The 16,729-nt window shown below is 64.9% G+C and carries 15 protein-coding genes; 12 read left to right on the top strand and 3 right to left on the bottom strand.

The genetic code is table 11. From position 1 onward, the window contains the following. Positions 1-14 precede the first annotated feature (14 nt). Positions 15-683, top strand: coding sequence for a maleylacetoacetate isomerase (gene maiA, locus AC5P6S_RS15225; RefSeq protein ID WP_183153751.1), 669 nt, complete (start codon positions 15-17; stop codon positions 681-683). A gap of 44 nt (positions 684-727) precedes the next feature. On the opposite strand, the gene AC5P6S_RS15220 is transcribed toward maiA, so the two are convergent. From AC5P6S_RS15220 to AC5P6S_RS15210, 3 genes are all read right to left on the bottom strand, one after another. Then, positions 728-2,188 carry a UdgX family uracil-DNA binding protein gene (locus AC5P6S_RS15220; RefSeq protein ID WP_049418958.1) on the bottom strand — a complete coding sequence of 487 codons (1,461 nt, stop codon included), beginning with the start codon at positions 2,186-2,188 and terminating at the stop codon, positions 728-730. Then, positions 2,169-3,452, bottom strand: coding sequence for a putative DNA modification/repair radical SAM protein (locus AC5P6S_RS15215; RefSeq protein ID WP_005407960.1), 1,284 nt, complete (start codon positions 3,450-3,452; stop codon positions 2,169-2,171). The genes AC5P6S_RS15220 and AC5P6S_RS15215 overlap by 20 nt, the downstream gene beginning before the upstream one ends. A gap of 130 nt (positions 3,453-3,582) precedes the next feature. Then, a complete protein-coding gene (locus AC5P6S_RS15210; protein WP_495204656.1) occupies positions 3,583-4,710 on the bottom strand; it encodes a PilT/PilU family type 4a pilus ATPase in 1,128 nt (375 codons plus the stop codon). Between the two features lie 121 nt (positions 4,711-4,831). On the opposite strand from AC5P6S_RS15210, the gene AC5P6S_RS15205 reads away from it, so the two are divergent. The 11 genes from AC5P6S_RS15205 (at position 4,832) to AC5P6S_RS15155 (ending at position 16,634) form a co-directional block, all read left to right on the top strand. Further along, positions 4,832-5,197 (top strand): DUF4398 domain-containing protein, encoded by a 366-nt coding sequence (locus AC5P6S_RS15205; protein ID WP_005407961.1) that lies wholly within the window; start codon positions 4,832-4,834, stop codon positions 5,195-5,197. Continuing rightward, on the top strand, positions 5,194-6,078 hold the full coding sequence (locus AC5P6S_RS15200) for an OmpA family protein (RefSeq protein WP_099484605.1): 885 nt from the start codon (positions 5,194-5,196) through the stop codon (positions 6,076-6,078). Before AC5P6S_RS15205 ends, AC5P6S_RS15200 begins: the two co-directional genes overlap by 4 nt. Positions 6,079-6,402: 324 nt before the next feature. Further along, on the top strand, positions 6,403-6,639 hold the full coding sequence (locus AC5P6S_RS15195) for an HP1242/YdcH family protein (protein WP_005407964.1): 237 nt from the start codon (positions 6,403-6,405) through the stop codon (positions 6,637-6,639). A 300-nt stretch (positions 6,640-6,939) separates the two neighbouring features. Further along, positions 6,940-8,310, top strand: a complete 1,371-nt coding sequence (locus AC5P6S_RS15190; protein WP_005407965.1) for a pyridoxal-phosphate dependent enzyme — start codon at positions 6,940-6,942, stop codon at positions 8,308-8,310. 123 nt (positions 8,311-8,433) lie between these two features. Next, complete coding sequence (locus tag AC5P6S_RS15185) at positions 8,434-9,618, top strand: cystathionine gamma-synthase (RefSeq protein ID WP_282255381.1); 1,185 nt, start codon at positions 8,434-8,436, stop codon at positions 9,616-9,618. 5 nt (positions 9,619-9,623) lie between these two features. Then, positions 9,624-10,454, top strand: a complete 831-nt coding sequence (locus AC5P6S_RS15180; protein WP_012479055.1) for an ABC transporter permease — start codon at positions 9,624-9,626, stop codon at positions 10,452-10,454. Next, entirely contained in the window at positions 10,444-11,838 is a 1,395-nt protein-coding gene (locus tag AC5P6S_RS15175; RefSeq protein WP_012479056.1) for an ABC transporter ATP-binding protein, read from the top strand. Before AC5P6S_RS15180 ends, AC5P6S_RS15175 begins: the two co-directional genes overlap by 11 nt. Then, a complete protein-coding gene (locus tag AC5P6S_RS15170) occupies positions 11,835-12,422 on the top strand; it encodes a CatB-related O-acetyltransferase (protein ID WP_012479057.1) in 588 nt (195 codons plus the stop codon). The genes AC5P6S_RS15175 and AC5P6S_RS15170 overlap by 4 nt, the downstream gene beginning before the upstream one ends. 34 nt (positions 12,423-12,456) lie before the next feature. Beyond that, positions 12,457-13,479 carry a class I SAM-dependent methyltransferase gene (locus AC5P6S_RS15165; protein WP_012479058.1) on the top strand — a complete coding sequence of 341 codons (1,023 nt, stop codon included), beginning with the start codon at positions 12,457-12,459 and terminating at the stop codon, positions 13,477-13,479. A gap of 45 nt (positions 13,480-13,524) precedes the next feature. Beyond that, positions 13,525-14,937 carry a glycosyltransferase WbsX family protein gene (locus tag AC5P6S_RS15160; RefSeq protein WP_224481839.1) on the top strand — a complete coding sequence of 471 codons (1,413 nt, stop codon included), beginning with the start codon at positions 13,525-13,527 and terminating at the stop codon, positions 14,935-14,937. Continuing rightward, positions 14,934-16,634: a rhamnan synthesis F family protein gene (locus tag AC5P6S_RS15155; RefSeq protein WP_012479060.1), complete on the top strand. Its 1,701-nt coding sequence runs from the start codon at positions 14,934-14,936 to the stop codon at positions 16,632-16,634. Before AC5P6S_RS15160 ends, AC5P6S_RS15155 begins: the two co-directional genes overlap by 4 nt. Positions 16,635-16,729: the final 95 nt, after the last annotated feature.

The raw sequence follows: 16,729 nt of genomic DNA, 5'->3' as shown, positions 1-16,729 counted from the left end.
GCATGGAGGCGGCCATGGAGATTCCGGTCGACGACGGCATCGTGCTGTACACCTACTGGCGATCCAGCGCCGCCTACCGCGTGCGCATCGGTCTGGAGCTGAAGGGCTTGGCCTGGGAGGCGCGGCCGGTGCATCTGGTGCGCGGCGGCGGCGAACAACACCTGGACGCCTATCGCAGGCTCAATCCGCAGCAGCTGGTGCCGACGCTGCTGCACGAAGGGCATGCGCTGACGCAGTCGCTGGCGATCGTCGAGTACCTGGACGAGCGCTTCCCGCAGGTGCCGCTGCTGCCGGCCGATGCCGCCGGCCGTGCGCGGGTGCGGGCACTGGCCCAGCTGGTGGCCTGCGACATCCACCCGATCAACAACCTGCGGGTGATGCAGTACCTGGAGCGCGACCTGCAGCTGCCGGCCGACGCCCGTATGCAGTGGACCCTGCACTGGATGGCCGAGGGCTTTGCGGCGATGGAAGCGCTGTTGGCCAACAGCCGTGACACCGGCACCTTCTGCCACGGTGACCGCCCCGGGCTGGCCGACCTCTGCCTGCTGCCGCAGCTGTACAACGCCCATCGTTTCGGCCTGGACCTTGCGCCGTACCCGACCCTTCGCCGCATCGAGGCCGCCTGCCAGGCGCTGGACGCCTTCGACCGCGCGCGCCCGGAAAACCAGCCCGACGCAGCCTGAAAGTAGAGGGACGGAGGGGATCAAGTCGCAAGTGCATTCACGACTTAATCCCCTCCGTCCCCTTTTTGCAGCAGTTGCGCGAGATCATCGCGGAACAGTGCATAGGCCCGTTCGCGGCGCGCGCCATCGCCTTGCCGCAGCACCCACGCCGGGTGCACGGTGGCGTAGCCGCGGGTGCCTTCCTCCAGCGTGTGCCAGCGTCCACGGTCGCGCGACAGATTGAAATCACGGCCAAATACCGAGGCTGCCGCGGTTGCGCCCAGGCAGACGATGAGCTGCGGTCGCACGCGCGCAATCTCGCCCATCAGCCACGGCCGGCACGCCTGGATGTGGCGGCTTTCCGGCCGCTTGTGCAGCCGCACCTTGCCACGTCGCTCATGGTGGAAGTGCTTCACCGCGTTGGTCAGGTACAGCGTGGCGCGATCGATTCCCAGCTCGGCCAATGCGCGGTCCAGCAACTGGCCGGCAGGGCCGGCGAACGGCTGGCCGCGCAGATCCTCGGTATCGCCAGGCTGCTCGCCGATCACCATCACCTGCGCATCGGCCGGCCCCTGGCCGAACACCGTCTGTGTGGCGGTCTCCCACAGCGGGCACTGGCGGCAGGCGCTGGCCTGCTGTCGCAGCGTCTGCAGGCTGGCGGTATCTGGGCGCGCTGCCGCAGCGTCCCCACGCATGGGAATCCTGCGCTGGGGTGCCTGCGCGGGCCGGTCATGCATTTCCTGCACGCGATCGCCCGCATCGCGCACCAGGCGCGGCAGCAGCTGCGCCTCGGGCAGGTGGCGCCAGTATCTGGCCGGCATCTCCTGCATCATCATCCGGGTGTTGAGCCGGGCCGGATTGAAGATGCTGGCGTAATAGGTCTGCCACAGGGCCTCGCGCGCATCCTCGGCCGGGGCGTCCTCGCGGCGTGCGCCGGGGCCGAAGGTCAGCGCCTGTCCATCCCACGCCACGCTGCGCGAAGGAGTGAGGATCGCCCAGCGCATGCCGGTGAAGCGGCGTGCGAAGAACGGCGCGACCCGGTCGACGATCTGGTGCTGTGGCTCGAACCAGGCGATGAACGCATCAGGTTGGCCAGGCACCTCGCGGAAGCGCACGAATGCCTTCATCTTGTGCGTGTCACGGCGGACGGCCTGGGCCAATGTCATCGCACGCAGCACATCGGCATCGGCGGGATTGGTCAGCACCGTGCGTTCGCCATGGGTGATCCGCCACAGCAGCCGGTACAGCAGTGACAGGCGCTGCGGTTCGCTATGGCACAGGCAGGTGTCGGCCAGTTCCAGGAATTCGCGCGGGACGCCGGGAACGCTTGCCTGTGCCGCCACCGGTGCCTGCTGCACAGGCGGCGCATCCAGCAGCGATGCCTCGCCGCCTTCGAGCCAGTCCAATTGCTCGGGCCGCACGCTCCGCAGCAGCGCATCACGCGCGCCGTCGCGCCAGGCCTGCAGCGACCACGGCGGATCCACCCGCTGCGACCAGCGCGGCGCGTCAGGCTGCCGGCGGTGCATCGAACAGTGATCCCTGGCGCGGCGGCGGGGCCAGTTGTGCTCGCAGCGCGGCCGGGTCATCCAGCGCCTTGCGCGGGTGATGGTCGGCCAACAGCACGAACGGTAGCAGTTTGCTCATCGGCGCCTTCAGGCGGGCGATGTCCGCCACGCGCAGGCGCCCGTGCCGGCGCGCCATCAGCACGCGCTCTGCATTGCGCACGCCCAGGCCGGGCACCCGCAGCAGCATTTCCTTCGGTGCACGGTTCAGATCGACCGGGAAGCGTTCGGGATGGCGGATCGCCCAGGCCATCTTCGGATCGATGTCCAGATCGAGCATTCCGCCCTGGGTGGTGTCGGTGATCTCGTCCACGCCGTAGCCATAGAAGCGCAACAGCCAGTCGGCCTGGTACAGCCGGTGCTCGCGTTGCAGGGGTGGGGGCTGCAGCGGCAGCTGCCGGCTGGCATCGGGAATCGGGCTGAACGCGGAGTAGTAGACCCGGCGCATCCGGTAACTGCCGTACAGGCTGTCGGCGCTGGCCAGGATCTGCTGGTCGTTGGCCCCGTCCGCGCCGACGATCATCTGCGTGCTCTGCCCGGCCGGGGCGAAACGGGGAGGGCGCGGGCGTGCGCTGCGGCTGGCCGTCGGCGCCACCGCTGCGGGGGCCTTGCGCGCCTCCTTGGCTTCCTCGATGCGCCAACGCAGTTCGCCCATCGCGCCGCGTATCGAGTGCACCGTCTTCTCCGGCGCCAAGGCGCTCAGCCCGGCTTCGGTCGGCAGTTCGACGTTGATCGACAGGCGGTCGGCGTAACGCCCGGCGCTGGCCAGCAGTTCCGGCGAGGCCTCGGGAATGGTCTTGAGGTGGATGTAGCCGGCGTAGCGGTGTTCTTCGCGCAGTTGCCGGGCCACCTCCACCATCTGCTCCATGGTGTAGTCCGCATTGCGGATGATGCCGCTGGAGAGGAACAGGCCCTCGATGTAGTTGCGCTTGTAGAAGTCCAGGGTGAGCGTGACCACCTCGTCCACGCTGAAGCGCGCGCGTGGCACATTGCTGGACACGCGATTGACGCAATAGGCGCAGTCGTAGACGCAGAAGTTGGTCAGCAGGATCTTCAGCAGCGATACGCAGCGGCCATCGGGCGTATAGCTGTGGCAGATGCCCATGCCCTCGGTGCTGCCGATACCGCCGCTGGCGCGCGAATCGCGCTTGCCCGAGCCGCTGGAGGCGCAGGAGGCGTCGTATTTGGCGGCATCGGCCAGAATGGCCAGCTTGCGGATGGTTTCCATTGAGGAAACCTACGGATGAGGGGTCTCATTGGATGAGACGGCCCCTGAATTCTTCAGGAAAAGGGGACGGAGGGGATCAAGTCGTAAGTGCATATACGACTTAATCCCCTCCGTCCCCTTTTTCGTGCGGTCAGAAGCCGTGGGTGATGCTGGGTGCGCCGGCCGAGAAATCCGCGTACGGGTCATGCTCGCCGCTGCTGCCTTCGGACAGGCGGAACTTCAGCGCCAGGCCATCGCGCGAGTCGGCCGCGCGCAGCGCTTCCTCCTGCTCGATGGTGCCGGCCTTGGCCAGCCGGAACAGGCACTGGTCGAAACTCTCCATGCCCTCTTCCAGCGATGCTTCCATCGCCGCCTTGATCTCGTGCACCTGGCCGCGACGCAGCAGGTCGCGGATCATCGGCGTGTTGAGCAGCACTTCGGTGGCCGGCAGGCGACGGCCTTCCTTGTTCTTCACCAGGCGCTGGCTGATCACCGCACGCAGGTTCAGCGCCAGGTTCATCAGCACGTTCTTGTGCGCGATTTCCGGGAAGAAGTTGAGGATGCGCTCGATGGTCTGGTCGGCGTTGTTGGAGTGCAGGGTGGCCAGGCACAGGTGGCCGGTTTCGGCAAAGGCGATCGCCGCCTCCATCGTCTCCGCATCCAGGATTTCACCGATCAGGATCACGTCCGGCGCTTCACGCATCGCGTTCTTCAGCGCGTTGTGGAAGGCATGGGTATCCAGCCCGACCTCGCGCTGGTTGACGATCGACATCTTGTGCTTGTGCAGGTACTCGATCGGGTCTTCGATGGTGAGGATGTGACCGGTGGTGGTGCTGTTGCGGTGGTCGATCATCGACGCCAGCGAGGTGGACTTGCCGGAACCGGTGGACCCCACCACCAGTACCAGCCCGCGCGGGGTCATGATGACGTCCTTCAGCACCTGCGGCAGGTTCAGCTCCTCGATGCTCGGAATCCGGCTGCGGATGGCACGAATGACCATGCCCACTTCGCCGCGCTGCTTGAACACATTGACGCGGAAGCGACCGGCATCGGGCAGGGCGATGGCCATGTTGAGTTCCAGCTCGCGCTCGAACTGCGGCACCTGGCCTTCGTCCATCAGCGAGTAGGCGATCTTCTTGACCATGCCCGGCGGCAGGCCGGTGTTGCCCAGCGGATAGAGCTTCCCCTCGATCTTGATGTAGACCGGTGCCCCGGTGGTCAGAAACATGTCCGAAGCGTTCTTTTCGGTCATCAGCTTCAGGAAGTAGCCGATATCCATTGCGAATTTTCCCCAACGAAACGGCCGACGCCCGTTGCCAGCACGGTGTCGGCTTGACGACAATGGCCGTGAACCGACAACCGGTACGGCCTCCCCAATGAAACGACTTAGCTTCGCACGAATGCGCCACAGCCTGTATGTGATGGCGTTTGCATTCGCACTGTCTGCCCCCGCCTGGGCGCAGGATGGCGCGATGGAACTGGCCCAGGCCCGGCAGGCGGTCGACAAGGCCACCCAGGCCGATGCCGACCAGTACGCCCCGGACCTGATCGGGCTGGCCCGGCAGGGGCTGGAGCAGGCCCAGCGCGCCGCCGGCGACCGCCGCGAGCGCAAGAATGCCCCGGCCATGGCCCTGCGTGCCGCCGCCGATGCCGACCTGGCCCGCGTGCGCAGCGAGGAAGCCACCGTGACCGCCCAGCTGCAGCTGCGCCGCAACGAGGTCAACCAGCTGCAACGCCAGCTGTCGACCGGGGAGGATCGCCGGTGAAGCCGATGACTGCCGCAACCCTGGCCGCGCTGCTGGCGCTGCCGACCCTGGCCGTGGCCGCCGACAACCCGATGGTGGCGCAGCTGAGCCAGCGCCTGCTGGCCATCCAGGCCAACCCGGATACCGCTGAGCTGGGCGCCTTCGAGCGCATGCAGGCCCAGCAGGCCATCGCCACCCTGGACAAGGCCAAGCGCCGCGACCAGGAGCTGGCCACCTACCTGGCCGAGCGCCGGGTGGAGATCGCCGAGACGGCCGTGCGTACCGCGCTGGCCGCCCGCGAGGTCGACCGCCTGGAGCGGACCCGCAGCGACCTGCTGATCGAGGCCAGCCGCCGCGACGCCGCGCGTGCCCGCCAGGAAGCCGAACAGCTGCGCATGCAGGCACAGATGCAGGCCGAGGAGGCTGAACGCCTGCGCCAGGCCGCCGAGGCCGAGACCCTGGCCCGCCAGGACGCCGAGAACGCCCTGACCAGCGTCGCCGGCAAGCAGCAGCAGCGCCTCAGCGCCGCCCAGCAGAACGCCGCCAAGCTCGCCCGCGAGGAAGCCGAGCTGGTGTCCGGCCAGAAGCTGCCGGGGTCGAAGTTCGATGGCCGCGGCGAGGTCTTCACCTTCCGTGGCGATGCGTTTGCCGCCGGCGCCTCCAGCCTGTCCGGCGGCGCCCGCAATCAGGCCAAGGCGTTGGCCGAATACCTGAACATCGGCAAGAAGGGCCGCCTGCGCATCGAGGCTTACGACAGTGCCAACGGCGTAGGCCAGAAGCGTGCCGAGGCCCTGCGCGATGCCCTGGTTGCGGCGGGTGTCGCGAGCAACCGGATCCAGCTTGCCGGCAAGAAGGCGGCCTCCACCCAGGCACGTTCAGCCGAGGTCATCATCGCCCCGTAATTGCTTGATATTGTTTGTTTTTCGTTGTGATGAGCATTCAGCCTGAACCCCGCCCCGGCGGGGTTCGGTCTTTTTGCCGCAGGGGTCTTGTACCCCGCCTTGAGCAGGCGTAGGGTCAATCGTCCGGGACGCAATGCCGCGGACCGGACGATGGGAGGGCCGGGCCGATGCAAGCAGGGCGCGAACCGCAGCAGATCGACGTGCGCAGGCCAGTGCCGCAGGTCGTTGCAGGCGTCCAGGTGGCCATCGACCGGCGCTCCTCCATGAACAACGCCCCGTGCCTTGCGGCCGGGGCGTTCGTGTATCTGTCGAAGGAGGTCCATCATGTTTGAAGATCAGCCCCAGAGCGAGATCGACGCACGTCGCGCGCGTGATCCGGAGTTCAGGGCGCTCCATGACCAGCACCGCAAGTTGAACAAGAAGTGCATGGACGCGGAGTTGGGTGTACTCCCGATCGATGATGTCACCCTGGGTCGCATGAAGCGCGAGAAGCTGCTGGCCAAGCAACGACTTCTGCGAATGTACGAAACACCGCTCCCAACGACGTCCCCCACGCTTTGACGCACCCCGTCACGCCCGGAACGGCGTGACCCGGCCATCGATGGCCCCGCCGGGCGCTCCTGCCCCGGCATCGCGGCACCGCCGATGAGGCGGCCGCGCCAAGGCACCACAGGCGGTGGTGCCTTGGCCTGCAGGCACAACTCACCGATGCGGGCGGTACCGGTCTCCTCGTCGATCCGGGGCCGTCCGCATCTCTTTCTGCGGGCTTGCGGCCCGTCTCCGCGCCGACCTGACATTCATCGCCATCCGACGGATAATCATCGGTCCGGCCCCCTGCGGCGCGAACCGAAAGTCCTCCGAATGCCCATTCATTCTTCCGTCCTCGAACTCATCGGCCAGACCCCGATCGTCAAGGCCCAGCGCCTGGACACCGGCGTCTGCGAGCTCTACCTGAAGCTCGAAAGCGCCAACCCGGGTGGATCGATCAAGGATCGCATCGGCCTGTCGATGATCGAGGCGGCGGAGCAGCGCGGCGACCTGAAGCCGGGTGCGACCCTGGTCGAGGGTACCGCCGGCAACACCGGGCTGGGCCTGGCTTTGGTCGCGCAGCAGAAGGGTTACAAGCTGATCCTGGTCGTTCCCGACAAGATGAGCCGCGAGAAGATCTTCAACCTGAAGGCGATGGGCGCCGAAGTCCGCCTGACCCGCTCGGACGTGGCCAAGGGCCATCCGGAGTACTACCAGGACCTGGCCAAGACCATCGCCGAGCAGACCCCGGGCGCCTACTTCATCAACCAGTTCGGCAACCCGGACAACCCGGCCGCGCATGAATTCGGTACCGGCCCGGAGATCCTGGAGCAGATGGGCGGCGACCTCGACGCCATCGTGTTCGGCTGCGGCAGCTCCGGCACCATGACCGGCCTGTCGCGTGCCTTCGCCAAGCTGTCGCCGAAGACCGAGCTGGTGCTGGCCGATCCGGTCGGCTCGATCCTGGCCGAATACATCAATGACGGCGTGCTCAACGACAAGTCGGGCAGCTGGCTGGTGGAGGGCATCGGCGAGGACTTCCTACCGTCGATCTCCGACTTCAGCCGCGTCAAGAAGGCTTACGCCATCAGCGATGCCGAGAGCTTCCACACCGCGCGCGAGCTGTTGGGCAAGGAAGGCATCCTCGGTGGCTCGTCCACCGGCACCCTGCTGGCCGCTGCGCTGAAGTACTGCAAGGAGCAGACCACGCCGAAGAAGGTGCTGGTACTGGTCTGCGATACCGGCAACAAGTACCTGTCGAAGATGTACAACGACTACTGGATGCTGGACAACGGCTTCCTGGAGCGCCCGCAGCACGGTGACCTGCGCGACCTGATCCTGCGCCCGTACGGCCAGCGCGACACCGTGGTGATCGGCCCGAACGACCTGCTCACCACCGCCTACCAGCGCATGAAGCTGTACGACGTGTCGCAGCTGCCGGTGATGGACGGTGACCAGCTGGTCGGCATCGTCGACGAAAGCGACGTGCTGCTGCACGTCTATGGTGACGAAGCGCGCTTCCGCGACACCGTCGCCACGGCGATGGTCAGCAAGCTGGACCGGCTGGACGTGAAGTCACCGATCGAGGCGCTGCTGCCGGTGTTCGACCGCGGCCAGGTGGCGATCGTGATGGACGGCAACGCTTTCCTGGGCCTGATCACCCGTATCGACCTGCTGAACTATCTGCGCCGTCGCGTGCAGTAAGCCGTTGATCGCAGACGTTCGCTGCTGAATCCCGGTTTATCCGCGTCAAAGGTCGTTAAGGCCGCGCTGGTAGACTTCCGCACCTTCGATGGCGCCGCGTGTCGGCGCCCCTCAGGAAAGAACATGTCCAACGCTACTTCCCAGGATCGCGCCCTGGCCCTGGCCACGCTGGCCATCCACGGCGGCCAATCGCCCGACCCCAGCACCGGCGCGGTGATGCCGCCGATCTACGCCACCTCGACCTATGCGCAGTCCAGCCCGGGCGAGCACCAGGGCTTCGAGTACTCGCGTACCCACAACCCGACCCGCTTCGCCTATGAGCGTTGCGTGGCGTCGCTGGAAGGCGGTACACGTGGCTTTGCCTTCGCCTCGGGCATGGCGGCCAGCTCGACCGTGATCGAACTATTGGACGCCGGCAGCCACGTGGTGGCGATGGACGATATCTATGGCGGCAGCTTCCGCCTGTTCGAGCGCGTGCGTCGCCGCACCGCCGGGCTGGATTTCAGCTTCGTCGACCTGACCGATCTGGCGGCATTCGAAGCCTCGATCACGCCGAAGACGAAGATGGTGTGGATCGAGACCCCGACCAACCCGATGCTGAAGATCGTCGACATCGCCGCGGTGGCCGCCATCGCCAAGCGCCATGGCCTGATCGTGGTGGTCGACAACACCTTCGCCTCGCCGATGCTGCAGCGCCCGCTGGAACTGGGCGCGGACCTGGTCCTGCATTCGGCCACCAAGTACCTCAACGGCCACTCGGACATGGTCGGCGGCATGGTGGTGGTGGGCGACAACGCCGAACTGGCCGAGCAGATGGCTTTCCTGCAGAACTCGGTGGGTGGCGTGCAGGGCCCGTTCGACAGCTTCCTGGCCCTGCGCGGCCTGAAGACCCTGCCGCTGCGCATGAAGGCGCACTGCGCCAACGCGCTGGCCCTGGCCCAGTGGCTGGACAAGCACCCGGCGGTGGAGAAGGTGATCTACCCGGGCCTGCCGTCGCACCCGCAGCACGAGCTGGCGGGCAGGCAGATGGCTGGCTACGGCGGCATCGTCTCGATCGTGCTGAAGGGCGGTTTCGAGGCGGCCAAGCGCTTCTGCGAGAAGACCGAGCTGTTCACCCTGGCCGAGTCGCTGGGCGGTGTGGAGAGCCTGGTGAACCATCCGGCGGTGATGACGCATGCCTCGATTCCGGTCGCGCGGCGGGAACAGCTGGGGATCAGCGATGCGCTGGTGCGGCTGAGCGTGGGGGTGGAGGATCTGGGGGATCTGCAGGTGGATCTGGAGAGGGCGCTGGCGGGTACTGCTGCGTGAATCCGATGACCGTGTCGTCCGCCAACACATCAGTTTCGCCGCTGGCGATGGTGCGCAGTTTTCTCGGCAACCGCGTACTCATCTACCAGCTGGCCAAACGCGAAGTCATCAGCCGCTACCGTGGCTCGTTGATGGGTTTGGCGTGGTCGTTCTTCAACCCGCTGTTGATGCTCGCCGTATATACCTTCGTGTTCTCGGTGGTCTTCAATGCCCGATGGGGCGGCGACGTGGCGCACAAGGGCGACTTCGCGATCATCCTGTTCGTGGGCATCCTGGTGCACGGCATCTTCGCCGAGTGCGTCAATCGTGCCCCCAGCCTGATTGTCGGCAATGCCAGCTACGTCAAACGCGTGGTGTTTCCGCTCGACACGCTGCCCTGGGTGGCGATGGGAGCCGCGTTGTTCCATGCGTTGGTGACGTTGGTGGTGCTGCTGCTGGCGCAACTGCTGATCCGTGGCGTTCTGCCCGTCACCGCGTTGTACTTCCCACTGGTCGTGTTCCCGTTGGTGTTGTTCACGATGGGCCTTGCCTGGCTGTTGTCGGCGCTGGGCGTGTTCGTGCGCGACATCGGCCAGATGACCGGCATCTTCACTACCGTGCTGTTGTTCCTCGCGCCGGTGTTCTATCCAGTGCACGCGTTGCCGGAGAACATGCGCAAGTGGATCTACTTGAATCCACTCACGTTCATCATCGAGCAGTCGCGGGAAGTGCTGATCTGGGGCAAGGCGCCCGATTTCATTGGCTTGGGCAAGTACGCCATTTTCGCCGCCGTGGTCGCGTGGCTGGGCTATGTCTGCTTCCACAAAATGCGCCGGGGGTTCGCCGATGTCATCTAATGAACCTGTGCGTGAGCCTGATGATCTGGCGATCCGGGTCTCCGGTGTCACCAAGTGCTTCCAGGTGTACTCGCAGCCACAGGACCGTCTGAAGCAGGCCGTGCTGCCGCGACTGTCGCGGTTGCTGGGGCGTCCTGGTGGCATGTACTACCGTGAGTTCTGGGCGCTGAAAGGCGTCGATTTCGAGGTGCGGCGTGGCGACACGGTGGGCATCATCGGCCGCAATGGTTCCGGCAAGTCGACCCTGCTTCAGATCATCTGCGGCACGCTGCAGCCGACGCACGGCGAAGTGACCGTTCGAGGTCGCGTGGCCGCACTGCTTGAGCTGGGTGCAGGCTTCAATCCGGAGTTCACCGGTCGCGAGAACGTCTACATGAGCGCGTCGATCCTGGGCCTGTCGCGCGAGGAGATCGATCGCAAGTATGACGATATCGTGGCATTCGCCGACATCGGCGACTTCCTCGAACAGCCGGTCAAGACTTACTCCAGCGGCATGTACGTGCGCCTGGCGTTCGCGGTGATCGCGCATGTCGATGCCGATATCCTGGTGATCGATGAAGCGCTGGCGGTCGGTGACGCGATCTTCGTGCAGAAGTGCATGCGCTACCTGCGCAAGTTCCGTGAGAACGGCACGCTGCTGTTCGTCAGTCACGACACCTCTTCCGTGCTGAACTTCTGCCAGAGCGCCGTCTGGCTGGATCGTGGCGACATGCGCATGCATGGCACTGCGCAGGAAACCTGCAACGCCTACATCGAATACTGCTCGCAGGAAGTGTATGGCGATACGGTCAAGCTGCAGTCACGGCAGGCCGCTGCCCGTGCCGCGGAGGCATCGCCTGGCACTCCGTCGCCAGCCCGGATCGAGAAGGACCTGAAGGTCGAGCTGTTCGACAACGTTGCCAATTCAGCCGGTTGGCAGTCCGGCGTGGCAAGCATCGACTCGGTCACCCTGTGCAACGAGGACGGTGAGCCCTTCACGACGTTTGCCGGTGGCGAGCATGTCGTGCTGAAAATCCGCGCGACCGCGCATGATCCCCTGACGAGTCCCTTGATCGGATTCTTCGTCAAGGATCGCCTTGGGCAATCGCTGTTCGGTGAACACACCTACACCTATATCCAGCCGCCGATGGAAGTGGAGGGTGGCACCGGGTTGGAAGCGTCGTTCCGGTTCACTCTGCCGCTGCTGCCCAACGGCGAGTACTCGATGACCGTCTCGATCGCCGAAGGCGACCCGTACACCAACACCCAGCACGCCTGGCTGCATGATGCGGTGCTGATCCGGGTGGCCTCGCCCAAGCTGCGTTATGGCCTGGTCGGTATCCCGTTCGAGGAAGTGACCATGGTCCGCACGCGTCAGCCGCAGCCGACAGGAGAGCCGCAGTGAGCGCATCGCAGGGACCGACGGTGACCGAAGCGCACGGCTTCATTCCACCACTGGCCAGTACCGACCCGCGCATCAGCGTCGGTCGATACACCTATGGTTCTCCGCAACTGAAGGTATGGTCGGAAGGTGAACGCATCGAGATCGGGGCGTTCTGTTCGATCGCCGATGACGTAGTGATCTTTGGGGGCGGCGAGCACCGTCTGGATTGGGTAACGACCTATCCGTTGCGCATCGCGCTGAACTCCCCCGGTGCTGGCCACGATGGGCACCCGCACACCAAGGGCCCCACGCGCATCGGCAACGATGTCTGGATCGGGCATGGCGCGATGATTGTTTCCGGCGTGACCGTGGGCGATGGTGCCTGCATCGGTGCTGGCGCCGTGGTTTCGCGCGATGTGCCGGCCTATGCCGTCGTTGCTGGCAATCCAGCGAAGGTGGTGCGTACCCGATACGACGAGCCGACGATCGCCCGCCTGCGTGCGATTGCCTGGTGGAGCTGGCCGATCGACCGTATCCGCGCCTTCGAATCGCTGCTCTGCAGCGGTGACGTTGAAGCCTTCATCGCCGCCGCCAGTGCGCCCTGACTCTCTGAACATCTCTCAAGAAACCGGCTGTCCCATGAACGATTTTCCGCTGTCGAACAGCATGCTGATCTCCCCGCGCGAACTGTCGCTGAGCGCGTGGCTGGGTCACATTCCCTTTGCCTCGTGGCTGGTCGAGCAGCTGCAGCCGCAGTCGATCGTCGAGCTGGGCACCCATCGCGGTTCCTCCTTCCTCGCGCTCTGCCAGGCGGTGCAGGAGCAGGGGCTGACTGCACGGGTCTTCGCGGTCGATACCTGGGAAGGGGACGAGCACGCCGGTTACTATGGCGACGAGATCTACAATGCGTTGCGCGAGTACCAGCAGCGCAACTATGCCGGCATCTCCGAGATGCTGCGGATGCGGTTCAATGAAGCCCTGCCGTATTTTGCCGACGGCTCGATCGATCTGCTGCACATCGATGGCCTGCACACCTACGAAGCGGTCCGTGAGGACTTTGAAACGTGGCTGCCCAAGCTCTCCGATCGGGCGGTGGTGATCTTCCACGATACCTGCGTTCGCGAGCGTGGTTTTGGCGTCTGGCAGTATTGGAGCGAGATCAGCCAGCAGTACCCGGCATTCGAGTTCACCCATACCCATGGTCTGGGGGTACTGCTGGTCGGCAAGCAGCGTGTTCCCGCGTTGGCGGACTTGGCAGCGCGCGCGGCCGCAGGCGACTTTGCTCCGATCAATCGCCTGTTCGACACACTGGGCAGCAACATCAAGCGTGCCGAAGAGGTGGAGCGTGTCAATGCAGGATTGATGGATGCACGCAACGAGGTCAACCGCCTCGGAACGCTGGGCCACGAGCTGCAGCAGCGTTGCCTGCAACTGGAGCAGGACGTGCGTGATGGCCGGGAGCTGGTTCGGCAGGCGGAGCAGCAGGTGCAGCAGCAGCGGGAACGCGCCGAACAGAGCGCTGTGACCGCAGAAGACCTGCGTCGCATCGTCGCCGAGGAGCGTGCCAGGATGGTCGAAGAGGTACAGGCGGCACTGGGACCGCAGCTGGATTCGCAGGCACGATCGCTCGACAGGCTGCTGCAGCCCTGGTGGCGTCGCTAATCCACGCCCTGCCAACGAGCGGGATGTTAGGTTGAAAAATACGGGGTGCCTGGTCCCACAGGGAACAGCAGAGGGCCGGCATTCCAAGCAACCGATTTCTTCAAGACCCATCAGCAGATTGGGTTGAACCACCTCCTAGGGATGAACATGTCTACCGTCAAGCCAATCTGCTTCTATCTGCCGCAATACCACCCCGTCGCGGAGAATTCGGAGTGGTGGGGGCCTGGCTTCACCGAGTGGACCAACGTTGCCAAGGGAAAGCCGAACTTCGCCGGCCACTACCAGCCCCACATCCCGCGCGAGCTCGGTTTCTATGACCTGCGCCTGATCGACAACATGCGGGCGCAGGCCGAGCTGGCCTCGCTCTATGGAATTCACGGGTTCTGCTTCTACTACTATTGGTTCGATGGACGTCGCATCCTCGAGTTGCCGCTGGACAACTACCTGAAGAGCGACATCGAGTTCCCGTTCTGCGTGTGCTGGGCCAATGAAAACTGGACCCGCACCTGGGACGGGCTCGAGAAGGATGTGCTGCTCGAGCAGAAGCACGGCGCCGATGAGGATCGCCGGTTCCTTGAGGACATCCTGCCGCTGTTGAAGGATCGCCGTGCGATCAAGGTCGATGGCAAGCCCATGCTGCTGGTCTACCGTGCCGACCTGTTCCCGGACGCGAAGGAAACCGTCGCGCGCTGGCGCCAGGTGGCCCGCGAGAATGGTGTGGGCGAGATCCATCTCGTGGCGGTGCAGTTCTACGGCATTGTGGATCCGCGCGATTGGGGTTATGACGCTGCCGCGGAGTTCCCGCCGCATACCTTCATCGGCGCGGAGAATCGTCTGACGCGACCGATCGACATCACCAATCCCGAGTTCCGTGGTGGCCTCGTCGATTATCGCAAGGTGGTCGCCCAGTCCATCAGCCGGCCCAAGCCCGACTTCCGCTGGTACCGCGGCATCGTGCCGTCCTGGGACAACACCGCGCGGCGCCAGCACACCTCGCACACGCTGGTTGACGCCTCGCCGTCGATCTACCAGTACTGGCTGCGCCGCCTGGTCGAGTACACCCGGGTCAACAATGCACCGGAAGACCAGATCCTGTTCATCAACGCCTGGAATGAATGGGGCGAGGGCTGCCACCTGGAGCCGGACCTGAAGCACGGCCTGGCTTACTTGGAAGCGACCCATGCCGCGCTGAACGGTGCTGGCAGTGATGAGATGCTGATGAAGGATGAGGCGTTGCTGCGCGCACTCGGCGGCGAGCGCATGAAAGCGCTCCTGGATGATCGCGAGCGTCTGGTCAACGATGTGGTCCTGCTGTCCGCCGAAGTACGCAGGACCAATCCCCAGGGAATCTCTTCGGTGCCCAGGCCGGGCCTGCGTGCGTTCATTGGCCGTTGCCTGAGGCCCTTCCCCCGCCTGCGTTCCTTTGCGGTGCGCGTCTATCACGCGTGGCACGCATGAGTTCCGTCCGTCGCGTTGCGGTTGTTGCCCACTTCGACGCCGAAGGCCGGTTGACTGACTTCACGCGTCGGCTGCTCGAAGGCCTGTTGCGGCACGCAGAGCGCATCGTGCTGGTGTCCACCCGCCTGGCGTCTGACCAGGCGGTGGGCCTGGACGAGCGCATCACGGTCATCGTCCGAGAGAACGTTGGATACGACTTCTACTCGTTCCGGACCGGTGTGCTGGCCGTGGAGGCGTTGTATGCCTACGACGAGCTGATCATCGCCAATGACAGCGTGCTGGTGATTGATCCGGAGGGCCTGGACCGTGCCTTCACGAAGATGCAGGGTGTGGAATGCGGTGCCTGGTCGATGACCGAGTCGCAGCAGGTCAGCCGCCACCTGCAGTCGTATTTCATGGTGTTCCGCAAGGACGTTTTCTTCAGCCAGTACTTCCACCAGTTCTGGCGCGATGTGCGGGTGCTGGATGACAAGTGGGAAATCATTCTTTCCTATGAGATCGGCTTGACGCAGTGGCTGTTGCATCACGGGGTACGCATTGCGTCGGCGTTCCAGCCTGGCGCGGATGGGATGCAGAAGCTGGCTGCGCGCCTGAAGCGCAAGCGCGAGCGCGATGCGGCTCCGGACAGCATTGCTGCACCGGGGGCATTCGAGATCCAGCAGGCCAATCTGGTCCACTACCTGTGGGATGACATCTACCGCCAGTTTGGTTTCATCAAGACCGAAGTGCTGCGCGATGATCCCAATGGCGTACAGGACGTTGGCCTGTCCAGCCTGATCGCCGACCCGGTGCGCCTGGGCCAGGTCGAGGAGGAAGTCGCCAGGATGCGGGCCACGCGTGTCAACGCGATGCCGCTGCTCGCCCAGTCCAGTGACGGAATTTCACAGGAAGAACTGCAGCGCTATGGTGTCGGCGCCATTCCTGCTGACAAGCTGAAGTCGCGGTTCGCCATCGTGCTTCATCTCTATCATCTGGACCTGATCGAATCGATCCAAGGCTACATGAAGAACATGATCGTTGATCATGATCTGTTCGTGTCGGTGAAATCGGTTGCTGATCGTCGGGTGGCTGTGCGCTTTTTCGAAGAGCGGAAGGTGCGTGCCTTCGTCTTCGTGCATCCGAACATCGGGCGCGACGTCGGTCCCTTCGTCAGCCTGCTCAATACCGGCCTGCTCGACCGCTATGACGCGGTCTGCAAGATCCACTCCAAGAAGAGCGTGTACCACGATGGCGGTGGCCAGTGGAGGGACGAGCTGATGAAGTCCCTGCTGGGCTCTTCACACACCGTGCTGAAGATCCTGCGCGCCTTCAGGCACGATTCCAGCTGCGGCATCGTGGGCCCGGAGCATGCCTATGTCAGCAATGCCCGTTTCTGGGGAGGCAATGAGGAACGGCTGCGCCGCCTTGCTGCGGAAACCGGGATCGACGATGCCCGCATCCGGCTGGGGTTCTTTGCCGGAACGATGTTCTGGTTCCGCCCGGCGGCGCTGTATGCGCTGCGGGAGCGGGCGCTGGCCTTGAGTGAGTTCGACCCGGAAGCAGGGCAGCTCGATGCCACCCTGGCCCACGTGATCGAGCGGCTTTTCGTACTGTGGGTGGAGCAGGCGGGCTACTTCGCGGCGACCACGCGGACTCCAGACGCTGCGTTGCGCCATGAGAACTACGCCAATCAGGGCATTTCTGTCCTTCCGGCCTGAGCTTGCTTCCGGTCTGGGAGATGGACGGCCTGCGGCGGCTTGAGCGCATCGGTCCCGGCGTGCTGTGCACGGGCTGCACGTGCGGCCCCGGCTCT

It is taken from the genome of Stenotrophomonas sp. YJH_SMC_119 (genome assembly GCF_059368315.1).
This window is presented reverse-complemented; position numbering and strand designations above follow the sequence as displayed.

Coding starts and splice junctions, on each gene's coding strand:
- maiA (WP_183153751.1), top strand. CDS start 15: ATGGAGATTCCGGTCGACGACGGCATCGTGCTGTACACCTACTGGCGA.
- AC5P6S_RS15220 (WP_049418958.1), bottom strand. CDS start 2,188: ATGCACCGCCGGCAGCCTGACGCGCCGCGCTGGTCGCAGCGGGTGGAT.
- AC5P6S_RS15215 (WP_005407960.1), bottom strand. CDS start 3,452: ATGGAAACCATCCGCAAGCTGGCCATTCTGGCCGATGCCGCCAAATAC.
- AC5P6S_RS15210 (WP_495204656.1), bottom strand. CDS start 4,710: ATGGATATCGGCTACTTCCTGAAGCTGATGACCGAAAAGAACGCTTCG.
- AC5P6S_RS15205 (WP_005407961.1), top strand. CDS start 4,832: ATGCGCCACAGCCTGTATGTGATGGCGTTTGCATTCGCACTGTCTGCC.
- AC5P6S_RS15195 (WP_005407964.1), top strand. CDS start 6,403: ATGTTTGAAGATCAGCCCCAGAGCGAGATCGACGCACGTCGCGCGCGT.
- AC5P6S_RS15190 (WP_005407965.1), top strand. CDS start 6,940: ATGCCCATTCATTCTTCCGTCCTCGAACTCATCGGCCAGACCCCGATC.
- AC5P6S_RS15185 (WP_282255381.1), top strand. CDS start 8,434: ATGTCCAACGCTACTTCCCAGGATCGCGCCCTGGCCCTGGCCACGCTG.
- AC5P6S_RS15180 (WP_012479055.1), top strand. CDS start 9,624: ATGACCGTGTCGTCCGCCAACACATCAGTTTCGCCGCTGGCGATGGTG.
- AC5P6S_RS15175 (WP_012479056.1), top strand. CDS start 10,444: ATGTCATCTAATGAACCTGTGCGTGAGCCTGATGATCTGGCGATCCGG.
- AC5P6S_RS15165 (WP_012479058.1), top strand. CDS start 12,457: ATGAACGATTTTCCGCTGTCGAACAGCATGCTGATCTCCCCGCGCGAA.
- AC5P6S_RS15155 (WP_012479060.1), top strand. CDS start 14,934: ATGAGTTCCGTCCGTCGCGTTGCGGTTGTTGCCCACTTCGACGCCGAA.